This window comes from Klebsiella sp. PK18, from assembly GCF_057784655.1.
In genome coordinates, this window is record NZ_CM173493.1 from 1788605 (window position 1) to 1806419 (window position 17815).

Below are 17815 nucleotides of genomic sequence, written 5' to 3' on the forward strand. Positions count from 1 at the left end.
TATGACCTTCAGTTCGCAAAAGGGGTATCCCCCTGACAGAAAAGGGATTCTATCAGCCCACGCGAGAATTCACAGCCCTGTGCCCTCTGGACGATATTGCCCACGCTATCCCCCTGTGAAATACATGGTTGTTAATGTAAGGTTAAAAAAAGAAAATAAAATATAAGTAATTCCTATGACCTAAGCGATAAAGCGATGTTGAGTGTCATTTCTGCGGGGCTGTTTTCACGGCTGCGGATTTTCCTTGGGCGCCTGAAGCCGCACGCGCTACCGGTGGCCCGCCGGCATATCGTGCTGGGATCCATTGGCGCCGGCACCGGGCTGGCGGTGACCAGCATGTTCAGCCACTGGCTGCTCGGCGAAGTCAATTTGTGGTTTATTGCCCCCATGGGCGCGTCGGCGGTGCTGTTATTTGGCGTGCCGAGCAGCCCGCTGGCGCAGCCGTGGTCGATTGTCGGCGGTAATGTGCTGTCGGCGCTGATCGGCGTCACGGTGGGCATGCTGGTTCCCGACCCGGCGCTGGCCTGCGGGCTGGCGGCCGCGCTGGCGATCGCCGGGATGTATTTTCTGCGCTGTCTGCATCCCCCCGGCGGCGCGGTGGCCCTGACGGCGATCCTCGGCGGCGCCGGGGTGCACAGCGAAGGCTATCACTTTGTACTGACGCCGGTGCTGCTCAACTCGCTGATGCTGGCGCTGCTGGCCATCGTGTTTAATAACCTGGTTGGCCGCCGCTATCCGCATCCGCTGGCGGCGGAGGAGGTCAAGCCCCGGGCGGTGCCACTGGGCATCTCGGTCACCCGGGAGGATATTCACGCCGCGCTGCTGGAAGGCCAGTTCCTCGACATTGATGAAGACGATGTCCAGGAACTGCTGGAGAATATCGAGCAGCAGGCGCGCCAGCGTATCGCGATGGCTGCCCGCCGCTAAGGGCGCGCTTCGGGCTGCGGGTTACAGATCGCCGGTAAGATACTGCGCGACCCCGCGGCCAAAGCTCCAGTCACCTTTCTGATTACTGATAATCGACACCATCACATCATCGCCGCTCAGGCCGCAGTGCTCCGCCAGCTCCCCCTGCAACAGGGCGAAGAAGCGTTGCTTCTGCGCCTCGCTGCGCGGGCTGGTATAGACCCGCACCACCACCAGATCCCGCGAGCGGGTCAGTCCGAGGCCGGTATCGTCAATCACCATATGGTGGGCTTTGTTTTCGTGAACAATCTGGTAGCGGTCGCGTTCCGGTACCTCGAAGGCACGCAGCACGGCGCGATGGGCGGCATCCAGCAGGGTTCTGATCTCCTGTTCCGTACGGCCTTCAATCAGGTCAAATGTCAGTAATGGCATGCAGGTGTTCCTTATCGTTAGGGAATAATGACGGGCTGAACAGGATGCTAGCCGATGCCGTCGCGGGCAAAAACCGCTATAGTTGAATACATTGTTTTTACTGGTGAACAATCACATGAGCGAGAGTCGTCCGGAGAGTTACTGGGCCCATCTGTACTGGCTGACGGTGCTGGAAGAGCAAAAAAGCTATACCCGGGCCGCGGAAAAGCTGGGGATCAGCAAGTCGGCTATCAGCCAGAAAATCAGCGAGCTGGAGCGGGTGACTGGCAAAACCCTGGTCCATCGCACTACCCGCAGCGTGAGCCTCAGCGAAGACGGACTGCGGCTGGTGGCGGAGCTCAACGAGCCGTTTGGTCAGTTGCGGGATATTTTCACCGGCGCCTGCGATGAGGGCGGGCCGCTGCGGGGAACGCTGCGCCTGACCGCGCCGGTGGCCTTTTCCCGCCAGCAGCTGGTCCCGGCGATCGCGCCGTTTTTGCATCAGCATCCCCAGCTGCATTTGCAGCTGGAGGTGACCGACCGGCTGGTCTCTCTGGCCAGCGAAGGGTTCGATCTTGCCATCCGCCACTGTCGGCGCGAGGCGCTCCCGGACACCCACGTCGCCTGGCCGCTGTGTCACACCGCGACGCTGATCGTCGCGTCCGCCGACTATATTCGCCGCCATGGCCGCCCGGAGACCCCCGACGATCTGCGCCACCACCAGTGCCTGACCTATCCCCGTGGGCCACAGCGCCCGCAGTGGACGTTCGCCTCCCGCCAGGCGCCCGATGAACGGGTGACCATCAATGTGCAGGGGCCCTTCGCCACGAATAACAGCGAGTCGCTACGCGATGCCGTGCTGGCGGGGCTTGGGGTGGCGCTGCTGCCGGATTTCAGCGCCCGGGAGGCCATCGGTCGCGGGCTGGTGCAGGAGCTGCTCCCGGCGTGGCAGCCGGTGGAGGTGTTTGCCGATAAGCTGTACGTCATCCGGCCCTATACCCCGCGCGTGTCGCGCGCGGTGGAAACCTTCAGCCGCTACCTGAAAGCGACCTTCAGCGAGCCGCGTCAAGTTCCTGCGCCAGCGCCTCGCTAAAGCGGGGAAGCAGATGGCGTTCGCCGGGAAGCCGCTGCGCGAGGGTGACGGTTTTGTCGGCGCAATAGACCCGCTCGCTGCCGAGCTGCGCTTCAAAGGCGTTCGCCGCCTGATGCGCCGCGGTAAGATCGGCGTCAATAAGGATCACCGCATGGGCCAGCACCACGTGGCCGCGGCCTGCCGTCAGCGGCCGCCAGTACTGGGCGGTACCGACAATCTTGCGCGCCGCCTCGCCCTCCCCGCAGGCGAGGTTATACCGGCCATCGCAAAAGGAACCGTTTACCGCCCGGGCGTGGCTGGCAACGCCGAAGCGCGCGAGGGTACGCTGCAGCACCGCGCACAGCGAGTGATAGATGGGTTCGGCGGCCTCGCCGAGCGACTGCTGCACCGGCCAGGCGAGGCTAAGGTTGATAATTCCCGGCCCCTGAGGCACCAGACCGCCCCCGGAGCGGCGGAGCCATACCGGCCAGCCGCGCGCGGCAAAATGCGCGCTGACCGCCGGCAGATCCGCAAACTGACGATAGCTCCCCGGCACCACAAATCCCTGCGGCGCCTGCCAGAGCTGGGCGACGGCTTCCCCGGCGCAGGCTTTGGCAAACAGCGGCTGTTCCGCCTGGGTGGGGTCCTCGCAAAACTGCAGCGCCAGCGAGGAGGGGGTAAAACGGCGAGGCCAGCAGTCGGCCAGCGATAACAGAGACATGCATTCTCCTTACCGGAGGGCGCGGGTCACGCCCTCCGCTGGTGGGTCAGTGGACGGTCTGTTTTTTCATCAGCAGGGCGGTGAGCGCCGACAGCAGGCATCCCGCGGTCAGATAGAGGGCCACGCTGTGCCATGAACCGCCGGAGAAGGTGACCAGCGCCGCGGCGATAAACGGCGTAAAACCGCCGCCGACCACGCTCGCCACCTGGTAGCCGACGCCGGCGCCGCTGTAGCGATAGCTGGCGCCGAACAGCTCGGTAAACATCGGCTGCTGGACGCAGACCACCATATCATGGGCGATATTGGCCAGCATCAGGGCGAAGAACAGGATCCAGAAAACAGACTGACTCTCCAGCGCCATAAAGAACGGAAAACCGCTCAGCGTGCCGATCAGCGCGCCGGTGATATAGATCCGTCGGCGACCAAAGCGGTCTGCCAGCCAGGCGAAGCAGGGGATAGTCAGGCAACTGAGTCCGCCCACCAGCAGGCCGATGTTGAGAAACAGCTCGCGCGGCAGGCCGAGGTTTTGCGTGGAATAGTTGAGGGCGAAGGCGGTGACGATATACATCGTCAGCAGTTCGCACAGCCGCAGGGCGATAATCAGTAAAAACGCTCCCGGATGGCGAAGCAGGGCTTCCACCACCGGTAGTCGCTTTTTCTCCGGCTGAAGGCTGGCCTGGCTCTGCTGCGCTTCAAATTCCTGCGATTCCGCCATGCCGTTACGGATCCACAGCGCAATAAGGACCAGCACCACGCTGAACAGGAACGGTAAGCGCCAGCCCCAGCTGAGGAACTGCTCGTCGGTGGTCAGGCTGCTGATCAGCGATACCAGCCCGGTGGAGAGCAGCAGGCCGACGCCGTAGCCTACCTGCACCCCGCTGCTGTAAAAGGCTTTTTTCCCCTGCGGGGCGTTCTCCACCGAGAGCAGCGCCGCGCCGCCCCATTCCCCGCCGACGGCAAACCCCTGAACGGCCCGCAGGAACACCAGCAGCGCCGGCGCCCACCAGCCGATCTGGCTGAACGAGGGGAGCAGGCCGATGCAGGCGGTGGCGATACCCATCATCCAGACGGTCATCATCAGCATCCGTTTACGCCCGAGGCGGTCGCCGAAGTGGCCAAAGATAATCCCGCCGAGCGGGCGAAAGAGAAACCCGACGCCGAAGGTGGCAAAGGCGGCAAGCGTCCCCATCGCCGGGCCGATCTGCGGGAAAAACTCGCGGTTAAACACCAGCGCGGCGGTAATGCCATAGAGAAGAAAATCGTACCAGTCGACCACCGCGCCGGCAAAACTGCCCCATGCCGTCCGCCGGGCGCGAAGCAGTGAATCTGGCGCCTCGGCGGGCTGCACGCTTATTGTTGAATCCATACCCTGTCCTGTCTGTCACATAATTTGTCGTTATTGGAATGAGACGCTTTTACTGTTGCGTCAGCGTTGAGACTACCGCGCAGCGGCCGTGGAGGAAAGTAGTTTGCCTGCTAAGCGGGGAGATGGCGCAAAAAAGAAGCGACGGGAAAGGCGGGCTAAATCACACCCTGTACTAAACAATCTGGCAATTTGCCAGCCAGCTTATACTTTTAATTAAATCAACGGATAACAAAGAGGGACACCTTTTAAGAATTGACGTAAATGGTTTACACTTAACATGTCTCCTTCTCTGGAATGGTGAGTTAAATGCGTCTACTTCTTGCAGTGTTATTTTGTTCTGTCATGTTGCCTTCCGCTTACGCTGAAAAACTGCCTGCGCCGACAGGAAAACCTGTACTGACCATTTCCGGAAAAATCGGGAATACGAACGTCGGTGACAAAGCCGTTTTTGACCTCGCGGCGCTGGAAAAACTGGGGATGAAAACGGTGGAAACCACCACCCCCTGGTACACCGGTAAGGTTCGTTTCGATGGCATTCCCCTTAATAAACTCATGGATTTAGTCGACGCTAAGGGCAAATCCGCGCGCGTGCTGGCGCTTAACGACTACACCACCATTATCCCGATTGATGATTTTTATAAATTCCCGGTCATTATGGCCTTAAAAATGAACGGCGAATATATGCGCGTTCGTGATAAAGGTCCATTATTTATCGTCTACCCTTACGACAGCAGCACTGAATTACAAAACCAGATCTATTATTCCCGATCGGCCTGGCAAGTTTCTAAGATTATTATAGAGTAAGGGTTGGATCTTGAATCGAATACTCACGGCTATTATTTTGTCGTTATTTATTGTTACCGGATATATTACCTATCTGGTGCATGAGCGACAAAGTGAGTTGCAAAAATTTACCCGCTATACAGACTCGTGGTCAATGTCGCAGATGGTGTCGGAATATATGCGACTGGAGTCTCGTCTGGCGGGAATGGCGATCGGGGCCGAAGGGGCGGACCACGATGAGGTGCGCCTGCGCCTGGAGATCATGATGAGCCAGATCGAACTCCTGCAGCAGGGCGATCTGGGTAAATTTATTAATAAAAGCGAACAGCGGAAGACGGTGGTCGCGACGCTGATTCGTAATCTTCATCTGCTTGATAAACAAGTTGATACCATGACGCCGGAGCAGGTCAAACAGATCCTGCCGGTGTTGAGTGAACTGGATGGCCCCCTGACCTCAATGGCCGCCGCCACCCTGACGCAAGATATTAATATCGTTAATATCACGCATGATAAAATCCAGCATCTTTATTATATCTACTCGGTGATCTCCATTCTGCTGATCGCCATGTGTATTACCCTCGGCCTGTTGATGCTCCGGCAGAATAATAACCTGCGTCGCGCCCATGTGCGCATGAAGACGCTGGCCAACGATCTGCAGGCCTCGAAAGAGAAGTTGCAGGTACAGAACCGCCGACTGCAGTACGATGCCTACCATGATTCGCTGACCGGTATGCCGAATCGTCTCTCTTTCTGGCAGCGGTTGCAGGAGATTGTCAACCAGGTGCGCCCCTATCAGGGGTGCGCGGTGGTGATGCTGTTCGACCTCGACAGCTTTAAGGATGTGAACGATACCCTCGGCCATGATGCTGGCGATAAGCTGCTGCAGGATCTGGCCAGTCGTCTCTCTTTTTTCCGCAAAACCTCCGAGACGCTGTATCGCCTCGGCGGCGATGAGTTCGCGATGCTCTCTTACGATCTGACTGAAGAGATGGCCCTCGAGCGCGCCAATGTTATCCGGGAGAAGATCAGCCAGCCCTATCAGATCTACGATGCGCAGATTAATATCGACGCCTGCATCGGGATCGTTATCTCTGACGGCGAAAGCCGGACCGATTATCTGTACAAGTGTGCCGACCTTGCGCTGTACGAGGCGAAAAAAGAGGGCAGCGGTCATGTGCAAATTTTCCGGCCGGGCATGCTGCAGCGCCTGCAGGAGAATAAATCATTTGAAGATGACCTGCTGCAGGCGCTGGCTCATGACGAATTTAAAGTCTACTACCAGCCGATCGCCGATACCGTCACGCGCGAAATCTACGGTTATGAAGCGCTGGTTCGCTGGTTCCATCCCGTGCGCGGCGCTGTGCCGCCAACGGTGTTTATTCCCGTCGCGGAGAAAATCGGCCTGATCAATACCCTCGGCGAGTGGGTGCTGAAAACCGCCTGCGCCGAAGCGGCCAGTTGGGCGACGCCGCTAAAAGTCTCGGTCAACGTTTCGCCGATTCAACTGATGAACACGTCGTTGACCGATACCATTATCGGCGTGCTGCAGCAGACCGGCCTCGATCCGCGACGCCTGGATCTGGAGATCACCGAGTCGGACGTGTTCAATGAGAATACCCGTTCGCTGGAAATTCTCAGCCAGCTGCGCGAGCAGGGCATTCAGATTTCCATTGATGACTTTGGTACCGGCTATTCTTCCCTGTCCCGTTTAAGCTACTTCCCGTTCGATAAAATCAAAATTGACCGCTCGTTTGTTATCAATATTCCGGAGCAAAAAGACGATTTGGATATCGTTCGCCTGATTATCAGTATGGGAAAGAGTCTGCATATGCGTATTGTGGCGGAAGGCGTGGAAACCGAAGAGCAGTTGACCTCGCTGCAGGCGCTGGGGTGCGACCTGGTCCAGGGGTATTTAATCGGCAAGCCGAGTCCGCTGCGCTAACAAATTTTTAACGCGTTTACTTTTATTCTCCCGGGCGATTTCAGGATCCTGAAATCGCCTTTTTTATTTTACCGCGTCACTAATCCCTGAGAGGTATAAAAAGGAGTAGACGGTAAAAGCAGCAACAAAATAATATCCTTAGCGTTTAAAAGGGGTATATGATATGCATCATATAGGCTATTTCTGAACGTCGCATTTGAGACGGTAAAGTGAGGCACCATCATGCAGCGAATCATTATTCCCACCCATTACGTTCACACCCGCAGCACGCCGCTGTGGACCAGGGAGACCGCCCCGGCCTCTATCTGGCGTCGCCATCTGGATGCCGGCACCCGGCAGGGCGTCTATCCTCGTCTCTCGGTGATGCAGGGGGCGATCCGCTATCTCGGCTATGCCGATGAAACCAGCCCTGAGCCTGTTGAAACGCTGACCATTGAAGCCGGGCAGTTTGGCGTTTTTCCGCCGGAGAAATGGCACTGTATTGAGGCGCTCAGCGAGGACACGGTTTTTAATGTCGACTTTTACGTCGATCCGAAAATTCTCATCGAGGGATAACAAGAGATGAACAGCGAAAATAAAGGCTATGCCTTGGCAGTTGAGAATGGCCAGCGTCAGGAAAAACGCGAAAAAATATATCTCAAACCGATGGCGCTTTATATTCCGCAGCACGCGGTGGAGGCGGTAAATAGTCTGCTGGATGACCTGCCAGCTGGCAATGAAGAAGAGGAGTGGGTGTTAACCGTCACCAATAATAATAACGGCGTCTCGGTTGATAAAACCTTTTCCTCGCTGGCGGCGCTGCGCGACCCGCTCACCGCCGCTGATACGGTGAAGGATCTGATCAATATCGTTCGCGGCTACGAGTCCGATGAAGAGACCAACGTTTGCGGCTGGTAAGCCCGCTACTCTTCCGCCGGATGGCGACCGTCACCTAATACCATCTGGCCGACCAGCCACTCCCGCAGAGCGATAATATCCGCGCGCTGCGCCGCAGCCTCGGTGGTGACCAGGTAGTAGCAGGCGCCCGGTAATGCACAGCTAAACGGCGCGGACAACACCCCGCGCTGCAGCAGATCCCGCGCCAGCAGTTCGCTGGCGATCACCACTCCCTGGCCGGCCACCGCCGCCTGCAGGGCATGGGTCTCATCGCTAAAGGTTAACCCCGTATCAATATTCAGCGTCGACGGCCCATAGCGGCGGCGCCAGTTCTCCCAGTTTGGCGAGTCGGCCGGCACGCGGCGGTTGGCGACGTGAAACAGCGTCACCCGCAGCAGATCTTCAGGCCGGGCGAGGCCCAGGGACGGGCTGGCGACCACGATAAAACGATCCTCATACAGCAGCGTACAGCACAGGTCTGGTTCCGGCGTTTCACGATAGCGAATCGCGGCGTCCACGGTACCCAGTTGCAGATCCACCCGTTCGACGCTGGTGTGCAGACGCAGGTCGATAGCCGGAAAGCGGGCGGTAAAGTCCGCCAGCCGTGGCACCAGCCAGTGGGTGAGAAAATTGGAGGTGGTGGTGACAGTTAAGGATGGTGGCTGACGGGCATGAGCGATCTGGACGACGGCCTGTTCCAGGGCGCTAAAAGCGCGCTGCGTGGCGGCGTAGAGGATCTCGCCATCCGCAGTCAGACTAACGCCCTGTGCGCTGCGTTCGCACACCCGGCACTCCAGCACCGACTCCAGCAGTTTAATCTGATGGCTGACCGCCGTCGCGCTGACGCCGAGCGCCCCGGCGGCCTGTTTAAAACTGCGGTGGCGGGCGACGGCATGAAAGGCGCGCAGCGCCCCCAGCGGCGGTAGACGGGGTGTTCTCATGGCTGAGTTTTTCTCATCTATGGCTGAAAACTATGCGTTTGTGTAAGGCAATATAGTGGCGCTAGGCTACGGGCATGTAAAGACAGTGGCATGAATTAAATTCATGCTGCTTCGCCTGTCAGGAGTCAATTATGCACGTTGTAAGCCGCTACACCGCCGCGGACGCGGCGGGGATTATCGAGCCGCGTGGCCGCGCCATCGCCCTGAGCGTGGCTTTTGCCGCCGGAGTCTTGCTGTTAAACATGGTTCCCGTTATCGGCGTGACCGGCACGCTGAGTCTGCTGACGGCACTGAGCGCCGCCTGCGGCGCCGGGTGGGGATCCACACGCGGGCATTCCTGGCTTTATCGCTCGCCCCTGGCGGCGACGCGCTGGGCCTTTCTGCTGTCGGCGGCCGGCTGGCTGCTGGCACTGGTGGCCTGGTATGGCGGGCAGGACTGGCCCGCCATGCTGCCGGGCGTGGCGTGCGGCGGGGCGGGGGCGGCTGTCGCCTGGCGGATTGCGGCGGGACGGTCGGCGCAGTGCGGGCCCAGAGTCGGTGGCGCAACGCTGCTGAGCGTGGTCTTGGTCATCGCGGCGACGCTGTTGGCCCAACATACCGCCGGAGCCGGGCGCAGCGGCGTATGCTTCGCCTTCGCCGTGCTGCTGGACCTGTCGCTGCTCGGCGCGCTGATCGTGCGTATCAGGCAGCAGGAGAGTGCGGCGTAACGGAGTCCGGCGGCAAATGAAGCGAGCGGGGTAAGTCACCCTGCGTGGTGACAAATTTCTTCTACACTGTTACAGGCATCACATTCCTGTGCGGTCGGCACTCCTGCCGGCCGCCGTCGGCGTTCAGCCCAGGCACGGGCCTGCAGGCTGGTTATCCTGAAAGAGGAGTCTGTAACATGGCATTTGTCACCACCCAAGACGGCGTCAACATTTACTTCAAAGACTGGGGTCCAAAGGAAGCTCAGCCGATTGTCTTTCATCACGGCTGGCCCCTGAGCGCCGACGACTGGGATAACCAGATGTTGTTTTTCCTTGCCGAAGGTTTCCGGGTCATCGCTATCGACCGTCGGGGTCATGGCCGCTCCGATCAGGTTAGCGAGGGGCACGATATGGACCATTACGCGGCGGACGTTTCGGCGGTAGTGGAACATCTGGATCTGCACAATGCGGTCCACGTCGGGCACTCCACTGGCGGCGGCCAGGTCGCCCGCTACGTCGCCCGCTACGGCCAGCCGCAGGGGCGGGTGGCGAAAGCGGTATTGATCAGCGCCGTCCCGCCGCTGATGGTGAAAACCGAGCAGAATCCGGGCGGTACGCCGATCGAGGTGTTTGATGGTTTCCGCAAAGCGCTGGCGGCGAACCGCGCCCAGTTCTATCTCGACGTCGCCTCTGGCCCGTTCTATGGCTTCAATCGTGACGGGGCAGAAGTGTCGCAGGGGACGATCCAGAACTGGTGGCGACAGGGAATGATCGGCAGCGCCAAGGCCCATTATGAAGGTATCAAGGCGTTTTCAGAGACTGACCAGACGGAAGACCTTAAGTCGATCACCTTGCCGGTGCTGGTGATGCAGGGGGATGACGACCAGGTGGTTCCCTATAAAAATGCGGCCATTCTGCAGGACAAACTGCTGCCGAACAGCCAGCTAATCATTTATCCTGGCTTCCCGCACGGGATGCACACCTCCCACGCCGATACCATCAACGCCGATCTGCTGGCGTTTATCCGCGCCTGATCTTCCCCCTTTGCCGGGCAGAGTGCCGTTAATGGCATTCCGCCAGCGCCCTGGTCGCCAGTCGCCGGGGCGCGCTGGTTGACGAGCAGGGGAAATCTGCTTAACTCATGGGATACCTGACGACTATTTTCCCCCTGGCAGGATAAAACGCCGGGTTTCTCTGTGGAAACCCGGCAGAATTCTGCGCAAGAGACAAGAGAGAGACAATGAAATTAGCCGGACTTCATCCCGACGAGCAGCGTCGCCTGCAATCGCTACGCTCTTCCGGGCTGTTGAATAGCGGAAAAGAAGAACGCTTCGATCGCCTGACCAGGCTTGCCCGTTCGCTGTATAACCTGCCGGTGGCGTCCATCAGTCTGGTGGGGGAAGATCTCCTGCATATCAAGTCCTGTGCCGGCCTCGATGTGGACACGGTGCCGAGAGATATTTCATTTTGCGCCCATACCATCCTGCAAACCGACCCGCTTATCGTCAACGACATGCAGCAGGACGAGCGCTTTCACGATAACCCGCTGGTCATTGCGGCGCCGTATATCCGCTTTTACGCCGGGTATCCGGTGCAACTGCCGGATGGCGCGACCGTCGGGTCTTTTTGTCTGATGGACCATCAGCCGCGTTCGTTTTCCGCCCATGAAATGCAGATCTTAAGCGATCTGGCGGCGATCGTGGAGGATGAGTTCAAGGTGCTGGATGCGGCAACCTCTGATGAGCTGACGGGACTGTTTAATCGCCGGGGATTCCTCACCCTGGCCGAGTATGCCCTGCTGACGGCCCAGCGCCGCCATGAGCCGGTAAGCCTCGCCTTTGTCGACCTCGACCGCTTCAAGCACATCAATGATACCTGGGGGCATGAAGAGGGCGACCGCGCGCTGATCGCCATCGCCGATTTGATGAAAGCGGCCTTCCGTGAGTCCGATATCCTCGCCAGGCAGGGTGGGGACGAATTTATCATTCTGTTCGCCAATACCAGCCGCCACGATGCCGCGACAGCGATGGAGACGCTCAGTCACAACGTGGCCCGTTTCAACCAGCAGGCGGCTCACCCCTGGCAGCTGGCGTTCTCCTGGGGCTGCGTCGAGTACGATCCCGCCAGCCATCCCAGTCTCAACGCGCTGGTGGCCACCGCTGACCGGCTGATGTACCAGGCGAAGCAGAAGCAGGGTCGCGAGCGTCGCTAACCTGGCGTGGAGGCGTTCTGCAGGTACCGCTGCGCCTGCTGCCGCTTCTGCGCATAGCTGCTGAGCAGCGCCTGCTGTGATTTGCCTTCGTTATCGTAAAACAGACCGCCTTCGTCGGCGATAAAGCGATAATGCTGTTCCAGCTGGCCTATCACCCAGTCGATACGTTGCAGAGTGAGTAAGGTACACGACTGGCCATGCAGATCGTCTTCGATATCCAGCACGTGGGAGCGGAAAGCCTCCACGGCAAATAACCGGCGCAGCGCGGCTGGGTCCGCCAGCGCCGACGCCCAGCGCGCCGTTATCTGCTGAAAATGGGCCTGCACCTGCGGGGCGGCCTGTCGGGCGCGGAGCCAGGCGAGCTTGCGCCGGTAGCTTTCGAGCGCCAGCCGCTTCAGATCGCGATAGTGCGCCAGCTGCTGCTCCGCGCCGGGAACCTGGGTCATCAGCCAGCTAAAAAAGAAGCGGGTCTCAAAGCGCTCGACAAAGTGGAACAGCGGATCGGCCAGACCGTTGCTGTTGAATTCCCTGAGCGGATCGAAGGGATACATGTAGCCAAAATCGAACAGCCACAACTGCTCCTGACGGTCCACCAGCAGATTTCCACGACAGAGATCCCACTCCATCAGCCCCTGTTCTTCGCAGGCTTCCAGGGTAGTAAATAGCTGGGCGATCAGCGGCGGGGTCAGCTGGTGAATCAGCTCGCCATCGATCCACGGCGAGAGCAGGATGCCGAGGCGATAATCGGCATACAGCGTTGGGACGATGTGGGTGAAGCGCGGGGCGGTGACCGGGTTATCCTTCAGCCGCTGCAACGCTTGCCGGCGCTGCACTTCATTTAAAAACGACAGCTGGCCGTTGAGGTTGGCGACGCCGGCGACGGCGCGTCGTTTTTTTAAATTGTACTCCTTGCCGGCGATGCGCAGCCGGTAAACCTCGCCGGTCAGGCCTGAGCCGTATACCTGCACCACATAGGGTGAATCGGGGCCCAGTGCGGCGAGGGTTTCGGGTGGCAGCGGGCAATGGCTGACGTCGCCGACGATAAGGGGTTCTCCGCTGCGATCGAACGCCTGCTGTTGCTGTTGTCTGAGGTTCATGGTGCCTCCGGGTATAACGTTATACAGCGTGGATAATCCACGCTATCTCACCCGCAAGCGGTAGTGAATTCATCCTACTGGCGGGGGCTTTTTCAGGCTGACCTGGGGGGCGTTCACGGAGGATACACGGGGCGTAGGGAGGCGGCAGGGAAAGGCAAGCACCTGAGCAAATCTGGCCTTCGCGCTATCGCTGATGTTCCTCCAGCGCAACCCGGATACGGAAGCAGCGCCGCATTTTATTTATCTGATTCGCCATAATCCTTTGAACCCCAGAATCAGTTTTCTATTATCGCCTTCTTACAACGAAATCAGTTCTCGCCTGCACACAATGCTTCCTGACCTGCAAGAAGTGCCCGATGTATCAGGATGGTCGCCGTTTTACAGGTCATCACACCGCTGAAAACTGGGATCTGTCCTTCGATGGATTGCGGTTTATTACGCTAAGGAAATCACCATGAATCTGATGAGTAATAGTGCACAATCCACCCTGGATGTTATATTAAAATATAATATTCGGAGGTCCTTTATGTACAAAACTCGCCTGAAAAAGGTTGGCGGATCCATCATGCTGGCGGTTCCTCCCGCCGTGCTGAAAGCGCTGGAGCTGTCGACAGACAGCGAAGTGGGTATGACTATAGATAATGGCTGCCTGATTATTGAACCGCAGAAACGGCCCCATTATTCGCTTGAGGAACTGTTGGCGCAGTGCGATCCGCACGCCGAAATGAGCGAAGAGGATCGGGAATGGATTGATGCGCCTGCGGTGGGCAAGGAGATTCTGTAAATGGACAGAGGGGAAATCTGGCTTGTTTCACTGGATCCGATTGCTGGCCACGAGCAAAGTGGAAAACGTCCGGTCCTCATTGTATCGAAGGCATCGTTTAACAAGCTGACCCGGCTACCGGTCGTGGTTCCCGTCACCAGCGGCGGAAACTTTGCACGTACAGCAGGCTTCACGGTTTCACTGGAAGAGGCGGGGACCAAAACAACAGGCGTTATTCGCTGCGACCAGCCCAGAACTATCGATATGGCGGCCCGGAACGGCAAGCGTCTGGAACGCATACCTGACGCCGTTGTCAATGAAGTGCTTGCCAGGCTGGATGCGATTCTCAGTTAACGTCAGCGACGCAAAAAAGCAAAAAGCCTGCTCGAAAGCAGGCTTTTTAAATGTGGCTCCTCTGACTGGACTCGAACCAGTGACATACGGATTAACAGTCCGCCGTTCTACCGACTGAACTACAGAGGAATCGTGTGGAGTCGTATCTTAGCGGCGAAAAATCTTTTGTCAAACATCAATTCGCCTGTTCAGGTGCAACTGCCGCTTCCATCAACAATTTGTTGTCATTTCCGACAATTATTCAGGAAAAATACTTTGCAGGATATCCATTTCTCAATCATCATTTGAAATGTTGTTTCAACATCTCTCACTAAGGTCTCTCTTGAACGTCACCTCCGCCGTACGCCAGGCCGTCGAACGGACATCCTGGTTTAAAAAACGTCAGCGTTATCGTGTGCTGTACTGGCGCGAAATCAGCCCTCTCGCTGTCCCCATTCTGCTGGAAAATGCCTGTGTGCTGTTGATGGGGGTGTTGAGCACCTTCCTTGTCAGCTGGCTGGGAAAAGAGGCCATGGCCGGGGTGGGGCTGGCCGATAGCTTTAACATGGTGATCATGTCGTTCTTTGCCGCCATCGATCTTGGCACCACGGTGGTGGTGGCTTTTAGCCTTGGCAAGCGCGATCGGCGGCGGGCGAGAGCGGCCGCGCGTCAGTCGCTAGCTATTATGACGCTGTTTTCCATTTTGCTGGCGGGGGTGATCCATGCCTTTGGTCAGCAGATTATTGATTTTGTCGCCGGTGACGCCACTGCGCAGGTTAAGGCCCTGGCCCTGACCTACCTGGAGCTGACGGCGCTGAGCTATCCAGCGGCGGCGATTGCGCTGATCGGTAGCGGTGCACTGCGCGGCGCCGGAACCACCAAAATCCCGCTGCTGATCAACGGCGGGATGAACATCCTCAACATTTTAATCAGCAGCGTGCTCATCTACGGCATCTTCTCCTGGCCGGGGCTGGGGTTTGTCGGCGCCGGTCTTGGGCTGACCATTGCTCGCTATATTGGCGCGATAGCCACGATCTGGGTGCTGATGGTGGGTCTCAATCCGGCGCTGAGGCTGTCGCTGAAGGGCTACTTCAAACCCTTTAACTTCGCCATTATCTGGGAGGTGATGGGGATCGGCATCCCGGCCAGTATCGAATCGGTCCTGTTCAATGGCGGCAAGCTGCTGACCCAAATGTTTGTCGCCGGGATGGGTACCAACGTTATCGCCGGCAACTTTATCGCTTTTTCAGTGGCCTCGCTGATTAACCTGCCGGGCAACGCCCTCGGCTCCGCCTCGACGATCATCACCGGTAAGCGACTGGGAAAAGGGCAGATTGGTCAGGCTGAATTCCAGGCCTGGCACGTATTTTGGCTGTCGACGATCATTCTGACGCTGATCGCCTGGGGCAGCGCCCCGTTCGCCGGCTTCATTGCCTCGTTCTATACCCATGAAGACGACGTGAAAGAGGTGGTGAAGCAGCTCCTGTGGCTCAACGCCCTGTTTATGCCAATCTGGTCGCTGTCGTGGACCTTACCCTGCGCGTTTAAGGGGGCCCGCGACGTTCGCTATACCATGTGGGTGTCGATGCTGGGCATGTGGGGCTGCCGGGTGGTGGCGGGCTATACGCTGGGTATCGTGCTGGGGATGGGCGTGATAGGCGTGTGGTTGGGGATGGTGCTCGACTGGGCGGTGCGCGGCGTGCTGTTTTACTTCCGCATGGTGAGCGGTCGCTGGCTGTGGAAGTACCCGCGCGTGAAGGCCACGTCGGAGGAAACCTGAGCCGTTTGCGGGGATGAACGCCATTTTTTGCGCAAAGTGAAGAATAATTCGGCAAACGATTCATTTTATTGAAAACAGGCTTTGACAGCGCCGGGCGTCATCGATAATATGCGCCCCGTTCACACGATTCCTCTGTAGTTCAGTCGGTAGAACGGCGGACTGTTAATCCGTATGTCACTGGTTCGAGTCCAGTCAGAGGAGCCAAATTTAAGAAGCCTGCTTTCGAGCAGGCTTTTTGCTTTTCTGCGCGCCACGCTTCCCTGTGGACGCACATCCAAAGTTCTCGCCGGGCCGTTCGTTTCGCTCATCCCGGCACTGACGATCCCCTGCGGGGAACGCCAGCGTGTTTCCTTTCTAGCTCTGCGTCACCGGTTAGCGGAACGGCGGTTCGTTGAAGGTACGCAGCTTACGCGAGTGCATGTGATCTCCCTCGGCGCGCAGCAGGTCGATCGCCCGGATGCCTATCTGCAGATGCTCGGAGATAGCCCCCTCGTAGAAGCGGTTGGCCTGGCCCGGTAGCTTGATTTCACCGTGCAGCGGCTTGTCCGAGACGCAGAGTAGCGTGCCGTAAGGCACGCGGAAGCGATAGCCCTGGGCGGCGATGGTCGCGCTCTCCATATCGATAGCCACCGCGCGGCTGAGATTAAAGCGCAGCGCCGAAGCAGAATAGCGCAGCTCCCAGTTACGGTCGTCGGTGGTGACCACCGTTCCGGTACGCAGCCGCTGCTTCACCTCCTCGCCGGGCATCCCGCTCACCTGCTTGGTGGCGTCGTACAGCGCACGCTGCACTTCGGCAATGCTGGGGATCGGAATATCTGGCGGCAGTACCGCATCCAGCACATGGTCGTCGCGCAGATAGGCGTGGGCCAGCACATAGTCGCCGATAGTCTGGCTTTCACGCAGGCCGCCGCAGTGGCCAATCATCAGCCAGACATCGGGGCGCAGTACCGCCAGATGGTCACAAATGGTTTTGGCGTTAGCCGGGCCGACGCCAATGTTAATCAGCGTGATCCCTTTGCCGTCGTGGGTGATCAAATGCCAGGCCGGCATCTGGTGCTTCTTCCACGCCAGATCGGAAATGGCCTGTTCCGGCGCTTCCGTTTCCGCGGTGATCCAGATCCCGCCGGCGCAGGAGAGGGCGATATAGGGGCTGTCGGGATCGAGGATCTGGCTGCAGCCCCAGCTGACGAACTCATCCACATAGCGGGTATAGTTGGTGAACAGCACGTAGGGCTGGAAGTGTTCCGCCGGCGTGCCGGTGTAGTGACGCAGACGCGCCAGCGAAAAATCGACGCGGCGGGCGTCAAAGTGCGACAGCGGATAGAACTCGGTAGGGTGGAACAGGCCATCCGCGGTCTCATCGCCAATCTGTGACAGCTCGGTGGTGGGAAAATAGCGCGTCAGACCAGCGCTCATCGAGCGGTCGAGGGTCAGGGTGGAGCCATCTATCACATAAGGATAGGGGATCTCATGCTGCGACAGCTCGACGCTGATATGCGCGCCATAGTCCTGATACAGCAGGGTCAGCTGTTCCAGCAAATAGTGGCGGAACAGTTTCGGATTCGTAATGGTGGTGGTATAGCAACCGGCATGGGTGAAACGTCCCCAGGCGCGCGTTTTGAGGGCTTTATGATCGGCGCCGTCCCAGGAGACCGACAGCTGCGGGTAGACAAAAAGGCCTTCCGCACGGGCTTCGGTATCAGGGAGCGTATTATGGTCGATATAGTCGCCGATGGCATTGCGTAACGCCGTGACCGAGGCTTCATAGCGCGCTTCCAGCTCGGCAAGCGCTTGTTCCGGGGTCAGACTGGCGGCCTTGTGATTCATTATTCGCTCCTTGTTTCAGGTCTGCTGACATTCCCGATAGTATGTCACAGCGTGAAAAGGACGAAGGGGAATTTATATATTGGATGCGAAGATACTGAG

Annotated in this window: 19 protein-coding genes, 2 tRNA genes and 1 pseudogene; 14 read left to right on the top strand and 8 right to left on the bottom strand. The window is 58.5% G+C overall.

The annotated features are described in order from the left end of the window. Positions 1-195 precede the first annotated feature (195 nt). Complete coding sequence (locus AC3EMD_RS08640) at positions 196-927, top strand: HPP family protein (protein WP_008804145.1); 732 nt, start codon at positions 196-198, stop codon at positions 925-927. A 21-nt stretch (positions 928-948) separates the two neighbouring features. Here AC3EMD_RS08640 and AC3EMD_RS08645 read toward each other — a convergent pair whose 3' ends face one another. Continuing rightward, the gene (locus AC3EMD_RS08645) at positions 949-1338 is read right to left on the bottom strand and encodes a tautomerase family protein (RefSeq protein ID WP_032733312.1); all 390 of its coding nucleotides are present in this window, start codon (positions 1336-1338) and stop codon (positions 949-951) included. Between the two features lie 115 nt (positions 1339-1453). On the opposite strand from AC3EMD_RS08645, the gene AC3EMD_RS08650 reads away from it, so the two are divergent. Continuing rightward, positions 1454-2410, top strand: coding sequence for a LysR family transcriptional regulator (locus AC3EMD_RS08650; RefSeq protein WP_302074033.1), 957 nt, complete (start codon positions 1454-1456; stop codon positions 2408-2410). On the opposite strand, the gene AC3EMD_RS08655 is transcribed toward AC3EMD_RS08650, so the two are convergent. Further along, on the bottom strand, positions 2370-3110 hold the full coding sequence (locus AC3EMD_RS08655) for a lipoyl protein ligase domain-containing protein (protein ID WP_032754902.1): 741 nt from the start codon (positions 3108-3110) through the stop codon (positions 2370-2372). The two genes, AC3EMD_RS08650 and AC3EMD_RS08655, sit on opposite strands and share 41 nt — an antisense overlap. A 46-nt stretch (positions 3111-3156) precedes the next feature. Beyond that, positions 3157-4476, bottom strand: a complete 1320-nt coding sequence (shiA, locus tag AC3EMD_RS08660; RefSeq protein ID WP_302074034.1) for a shikimate transporter — start codon at positions 4474-4476, stop codon at positions 3157-3159. 306 nt (positions 4477-4782) lie between these two features. Here shiA and AC3EMD_RS08665 point away from each other — a divergent pair, with 306 nt between their 5' ends. Beyond that, positions 4783-5280: a putative pterin-binding protein gene (locus AC3EMD_RS08665; RefSeq protein ID WP_367187624.1), complete on the top strand. Its 498-nt coding sequence runs from the start codon at positions 4783-4785 to the stop codon at positions 5278-5280. Positions 5281-5290: 10 nt separating this feature from the next. Beyond that, entirely contained in the window at positions 5291-7201 is a 1911-nt protein-coding gene (locus AC3EMD_RS08670) for a putative bifunctional diguanylate cyclase/phosphodiesterase (protein ID WP_012967625.1), read from the top strand. Here the strand turns inward: AC3EMD_RS08670 and AC3EMD_RS08675 are convergent. After that, a pseudogene (locus AC3EMD_RS08675) lies at positions 7198-7326 on the bottom strand (hypothetical protein). The gene AC3EMD_RS08670 and the pseudogene AC3EMD_RS08675 sit on opposite strands and share 4 nt — an antisense overlap. Before the next feature lie 97 nt (positions 7327-7423). Between AC3EMD_RS08675 and AC3EMD_RS08680 the strand changes: the two are divergent. After that, positions 7424-7756 carry a TehB family protein gene (locus AC3EMD_RS08680; RefSeq protein WP_008804152.1) on the top strand — a complete coding sequence of 111 codons (333 nt, stop codon included), beginning with the start codon at positions 7424-7426 and terminating at the stop codon, positions 7754-7756. Positions 7757-7762: 6 nt separating this feature from the next. Then, positions 7763-8098, top strand: coding sequence for a DUF1869 domain-containing protein (locus tag AC3EMD_RS08685; RefSeq protein ID WP_016161436.1), 336 nt, complete (start codon positions 7763-7765; stop codon positions 8096-8098). Positions 8099-8103: 5 nt separating this feature from the next. Here AC3EMD_RS08685 and AC3EMD_RS08690 read toward each other — a convergent pair whose 3' ends face one another. Then, positions 8104-9018 carry a LysR substrate-binding domain-containing protein gene (locus tag AC3EMD_RS08690; RefSeq protein ID WP_080930610.1) on the bottom strand — a complete coding sequence of 305 codons (915 nt, stop codon included), beginning with the start codon at positions 9016-9018 and terminating at the stop codon, positions 8104-8106. Between the two features lie 131 nt (positions 9019-9149). Between AC3EMD_RS08690 and AC3EMD_RS08695 the strand changes: the two genes are divergently transcribed. The 3 genes from AC3EMD_RS08695 (at position 9150) to AC3EMD_RS08705 (ending at position 11916) form a co-directional block, all read left to right on the top strand. Continuing rightward, positions 9150-9725: a hypothetical protein gene (locus tag AC3EMD_RS08695; protein WP_080930609.1), complete on the top strand. Its 576-nt coding sequence runs from the start codon at positions 9150-9152 to the stop codon at positions 9723-9725. 176 nt (positions 9726-9901) lie between these two features. Continuing rightward, on the top strand, positions 9902-10738 hold the full coding sequence (locus tag AC3EMD_RS08700) for an alpha/beta fold hydrolase (protein WP_008804155.1): 837 nt from the start codon (positions 9902-9904) through the stop codon (positions 10736-10738). 206 nt (positions 10739-10944) lie between these two features. Then, the gene (locus AC3EMD_RS08705) at positions 10945-11916 is read left to right on the top strand and encodes a sensor domain-containing diguanylate cyclase (protein ID WP_048293502.1); all 972 of its coding nucleotides are present in this window, start codon (positions 10945-10947) and stop codon (positions 11914-11916) included. On the opposite strand, the gene AC3EMD_RS08710 is transcribed toward AC3EMD_RS08705, so the two are convergent. Continuing rightward, positions 11913-13013: a protein kinase family protein gene (locus AC3EMD_RS08710; protein ID WP_049139133.1), complete on the bottom strand. Its 1101-nt coding sequence runs from the start codon at positions 13011-13013 to the stop codon at positions 11913-11915. The two genes, AC3EMD_RS08705 and AC3EMD_RS08710, sit on opposite strands and share 4 nt — an antisense overlap. Positions 13014-13539: 526 nt before the next feature. Between AC3EMD_RS08710 and AC3EMD_RS08715 the strand changes: the two genes are divergently transcribed. Both AC3EMD_RS08715 and AC3EMD_RS08720 read left to right on the top strand, forming a co-directional pair. Continuing rightward, positions 13540-13797 (top strand): AbrB/MazE/SpoVT family DNA-binding domain-containing protein, encoded by a 258-nt coding sequence (locus AC3EMD_RS08715; RefSeq protein ID WP_012541132.1) that lies wholly within the window; start codon positions 13540-13542, stop codon positions 13795-13797. After that, the gene (locus AC3EMD_RS08720) at positions 13798-14130 is read left to right on the top strand and encodes a type II toxin-antitoxin system PemK/MazF family toxin (RefSeq protein ID WP_008804165.1); all 333 of its coding nucleotides are present in this window, start codon (positions 13798-13800) and stop codon (positions 14128-14130) included. 53 nt (positions 14131-14183) lie between these two features. Here AC3EMD_RS08720 and AC3EMD_RS08725 read toward each other — a convergent pair. Beyond that, a tRNA-Asn gene (locus AC3EMD_RS08725) sits at positions 14184-14259 on the bottom strand. 5 nt (positions 14260-14264) lie between these two features. Here AC3EMD_RS08725 and AC3EMD_RS08730 point away from each other — a divergent pair. From AC3EMD_RS08730 to AC3EMD_RS08740, 3 genes are all read left to right on the top strand, one after another. After that, positions 14265-14444: a DUF5951 family protein gene (locus AC3EMD_RS08730; RefSeq protein ID WP_219163281.1), complete on the top strand. Its 180-nt coding sequence runs from the start codon at positions 14265-14267 to the stop codon at positions 14442-14444. 8 nt (positions 14445-14452) lie between these two features. Beyond that, positions 14453-15889: an EmmdR/YeeO family multidrug/toxin efflux MATE transporter gene (locus AC3EMD_RS08735; protein ID WP_042948427.1), complete on the top strand. Its 1437-nt coding sequence runs from the start codon at positions 14453-14455 to the stop codon at positions 15887-15889. 128 nt (positions 15890-16017) lie between these two features. Next, positions 16018-16093 (top strand) — tRNA-Asn (locus AC3EMD_RS08740). Between the two features lie 168 nt (positions 16094-16261). Here AC3EMD_RS08740 and AC3EMD_RS08745 read toward each other — a convergent pair. Next, a complete protein-coding gene (locus tag AC3EMD_RS08745) occupies positions 16262-17716 on the bottom strand; it encodes an AMP nucleosidase (protein WP_302074035.1) in 1455 nt (484 codons plus the stop codon). Between the last annotated feature and the right edge of the window lie 99 nt (positions 17717-17815).

What these genes read in the sequence shown, in the direction of transcription:
- AC3EMD_RS08705 (WP_048293502.1), top strand. Translation starts at nt 10,945, where the DNA reads ATGAAATTAGCCGGACTTCATCCCGACGAGCAGCGTCGCCTGCAATCG.
- AC3EMD_RS08720 (WP_008804165.1), top strand. Translation starts at nt 13,798, where the DNA reads ATGGACAGAGGGGAAATCTGGCTTGTTTCACTGGATCCGATTGCTGGC.
- AC3EMD_RS08710 (WP_049139133.1), bottom strand. Translation starts at nt 13,013, where the DNA reads ATGAACCTCAGACAACAGCAACAGCAGGCGTTCGATCGCAGCGGAGAA.
- AC3EMD_RS08655 (WP_032754902.1), bottom strand. Translation starts at nt 3,110, where the DNA reads ATGTCTCTGTTATCGCTGGCCGACTGCTGGCCTCGCCGTTTTACCCCC.
- AC3EMD_RS08685 (WP_016161436.1), top strand. Translation starts at nt 7,763, where the DNA reads ATGAACAGCGAAAATAAAGGCTATGCCTTGGCAGTTGAGAATGGCCAG.
- AC3EMD_RS08650 (WP_302074033.1), top strand. Translation starts at nt 1,454, where the DNA reads ATGAGCGAGAGTCGTCCGGAGAGTTACTGGGCCCATCTGTACTGGCTG.
- AC3EMD_RS08665 (WP_367187624.1), top strand. Translation starts at nt 4,783, where the DNA reads ATGCGTCTACTTCTTGCAGTGTTATTTTGTTCTGTCATGTTGCCTTCC.
- AC3EMD_RS08645 (WP_032733312.1), bottom strand. Translation starts at nt 1,338, where the DNA reads ATGCCATTACTGACATTTGACCTGATTGAAGGCCGTACGGAACAGGAG.
- shiA (WP_302074034.1), bottom strand. Translation starts at nt 4,476, where the DNA reads ATGGATTCAACAATAAGCGTGCAGCCCGCCGAGGCGCCAGATTCACTG.
- AC3EMD_RS08745 (WP_302074035.1), bottom strand. Translation starts at nt 17,716, where the DNA reads ATGAATCACAAGGCCGCCAGTCTGACCCCGGAACAAGCGCTTGCCGAG.
- AC3EMD_RS08715 (WP_012541132.1), top strand. Translation starts at nt 13,540, where the DNA reads ATGTACAAAACTCGCCTGAAAAAGGTTGGCGGATCCATCATGCTGGCG.
- AC3EMD_RS08640 (WP_008804145.1), top strand. Translation starts at nt 196, where the DNA reads ATGTTGAGTGTCATTTCTGCGGGGCTGTTTTCACGGCTGCGGATTTTC.
- AC3EMD_RS08690 (WP_080930610.1), bottom strand. Translation starts at nt 9,018, where the DNA reads ATGAGAACACCCCGTCTACCGCCGCTGGGGGCGCTGCGCGCCTTTCAT.
- AC3EMD_RS08680 (WP_008804152.1), top strand. Translation starts at nt 7,424, where the DNA reads ATGCAGCGAATCATTATTCCCACCCATTACGTTCACACCCGCAGCACG.
- AC3EMD_RS08700 (WP_008804155.1), top strand. Translation starts at nt 9,902, where the DNA reads ATGGCATTTGTCACCACCCAAGACGGCGTCAACATTTACTTCAAAGAC.
- AC3EMD_RS08695 (WP_080930609.1), top strand. Translation starts at nt 9,150, where the DNA reads ATGCACGTTGTAAGCCGCTACACCGCCGCGGACGCGGCGGGGATTATC.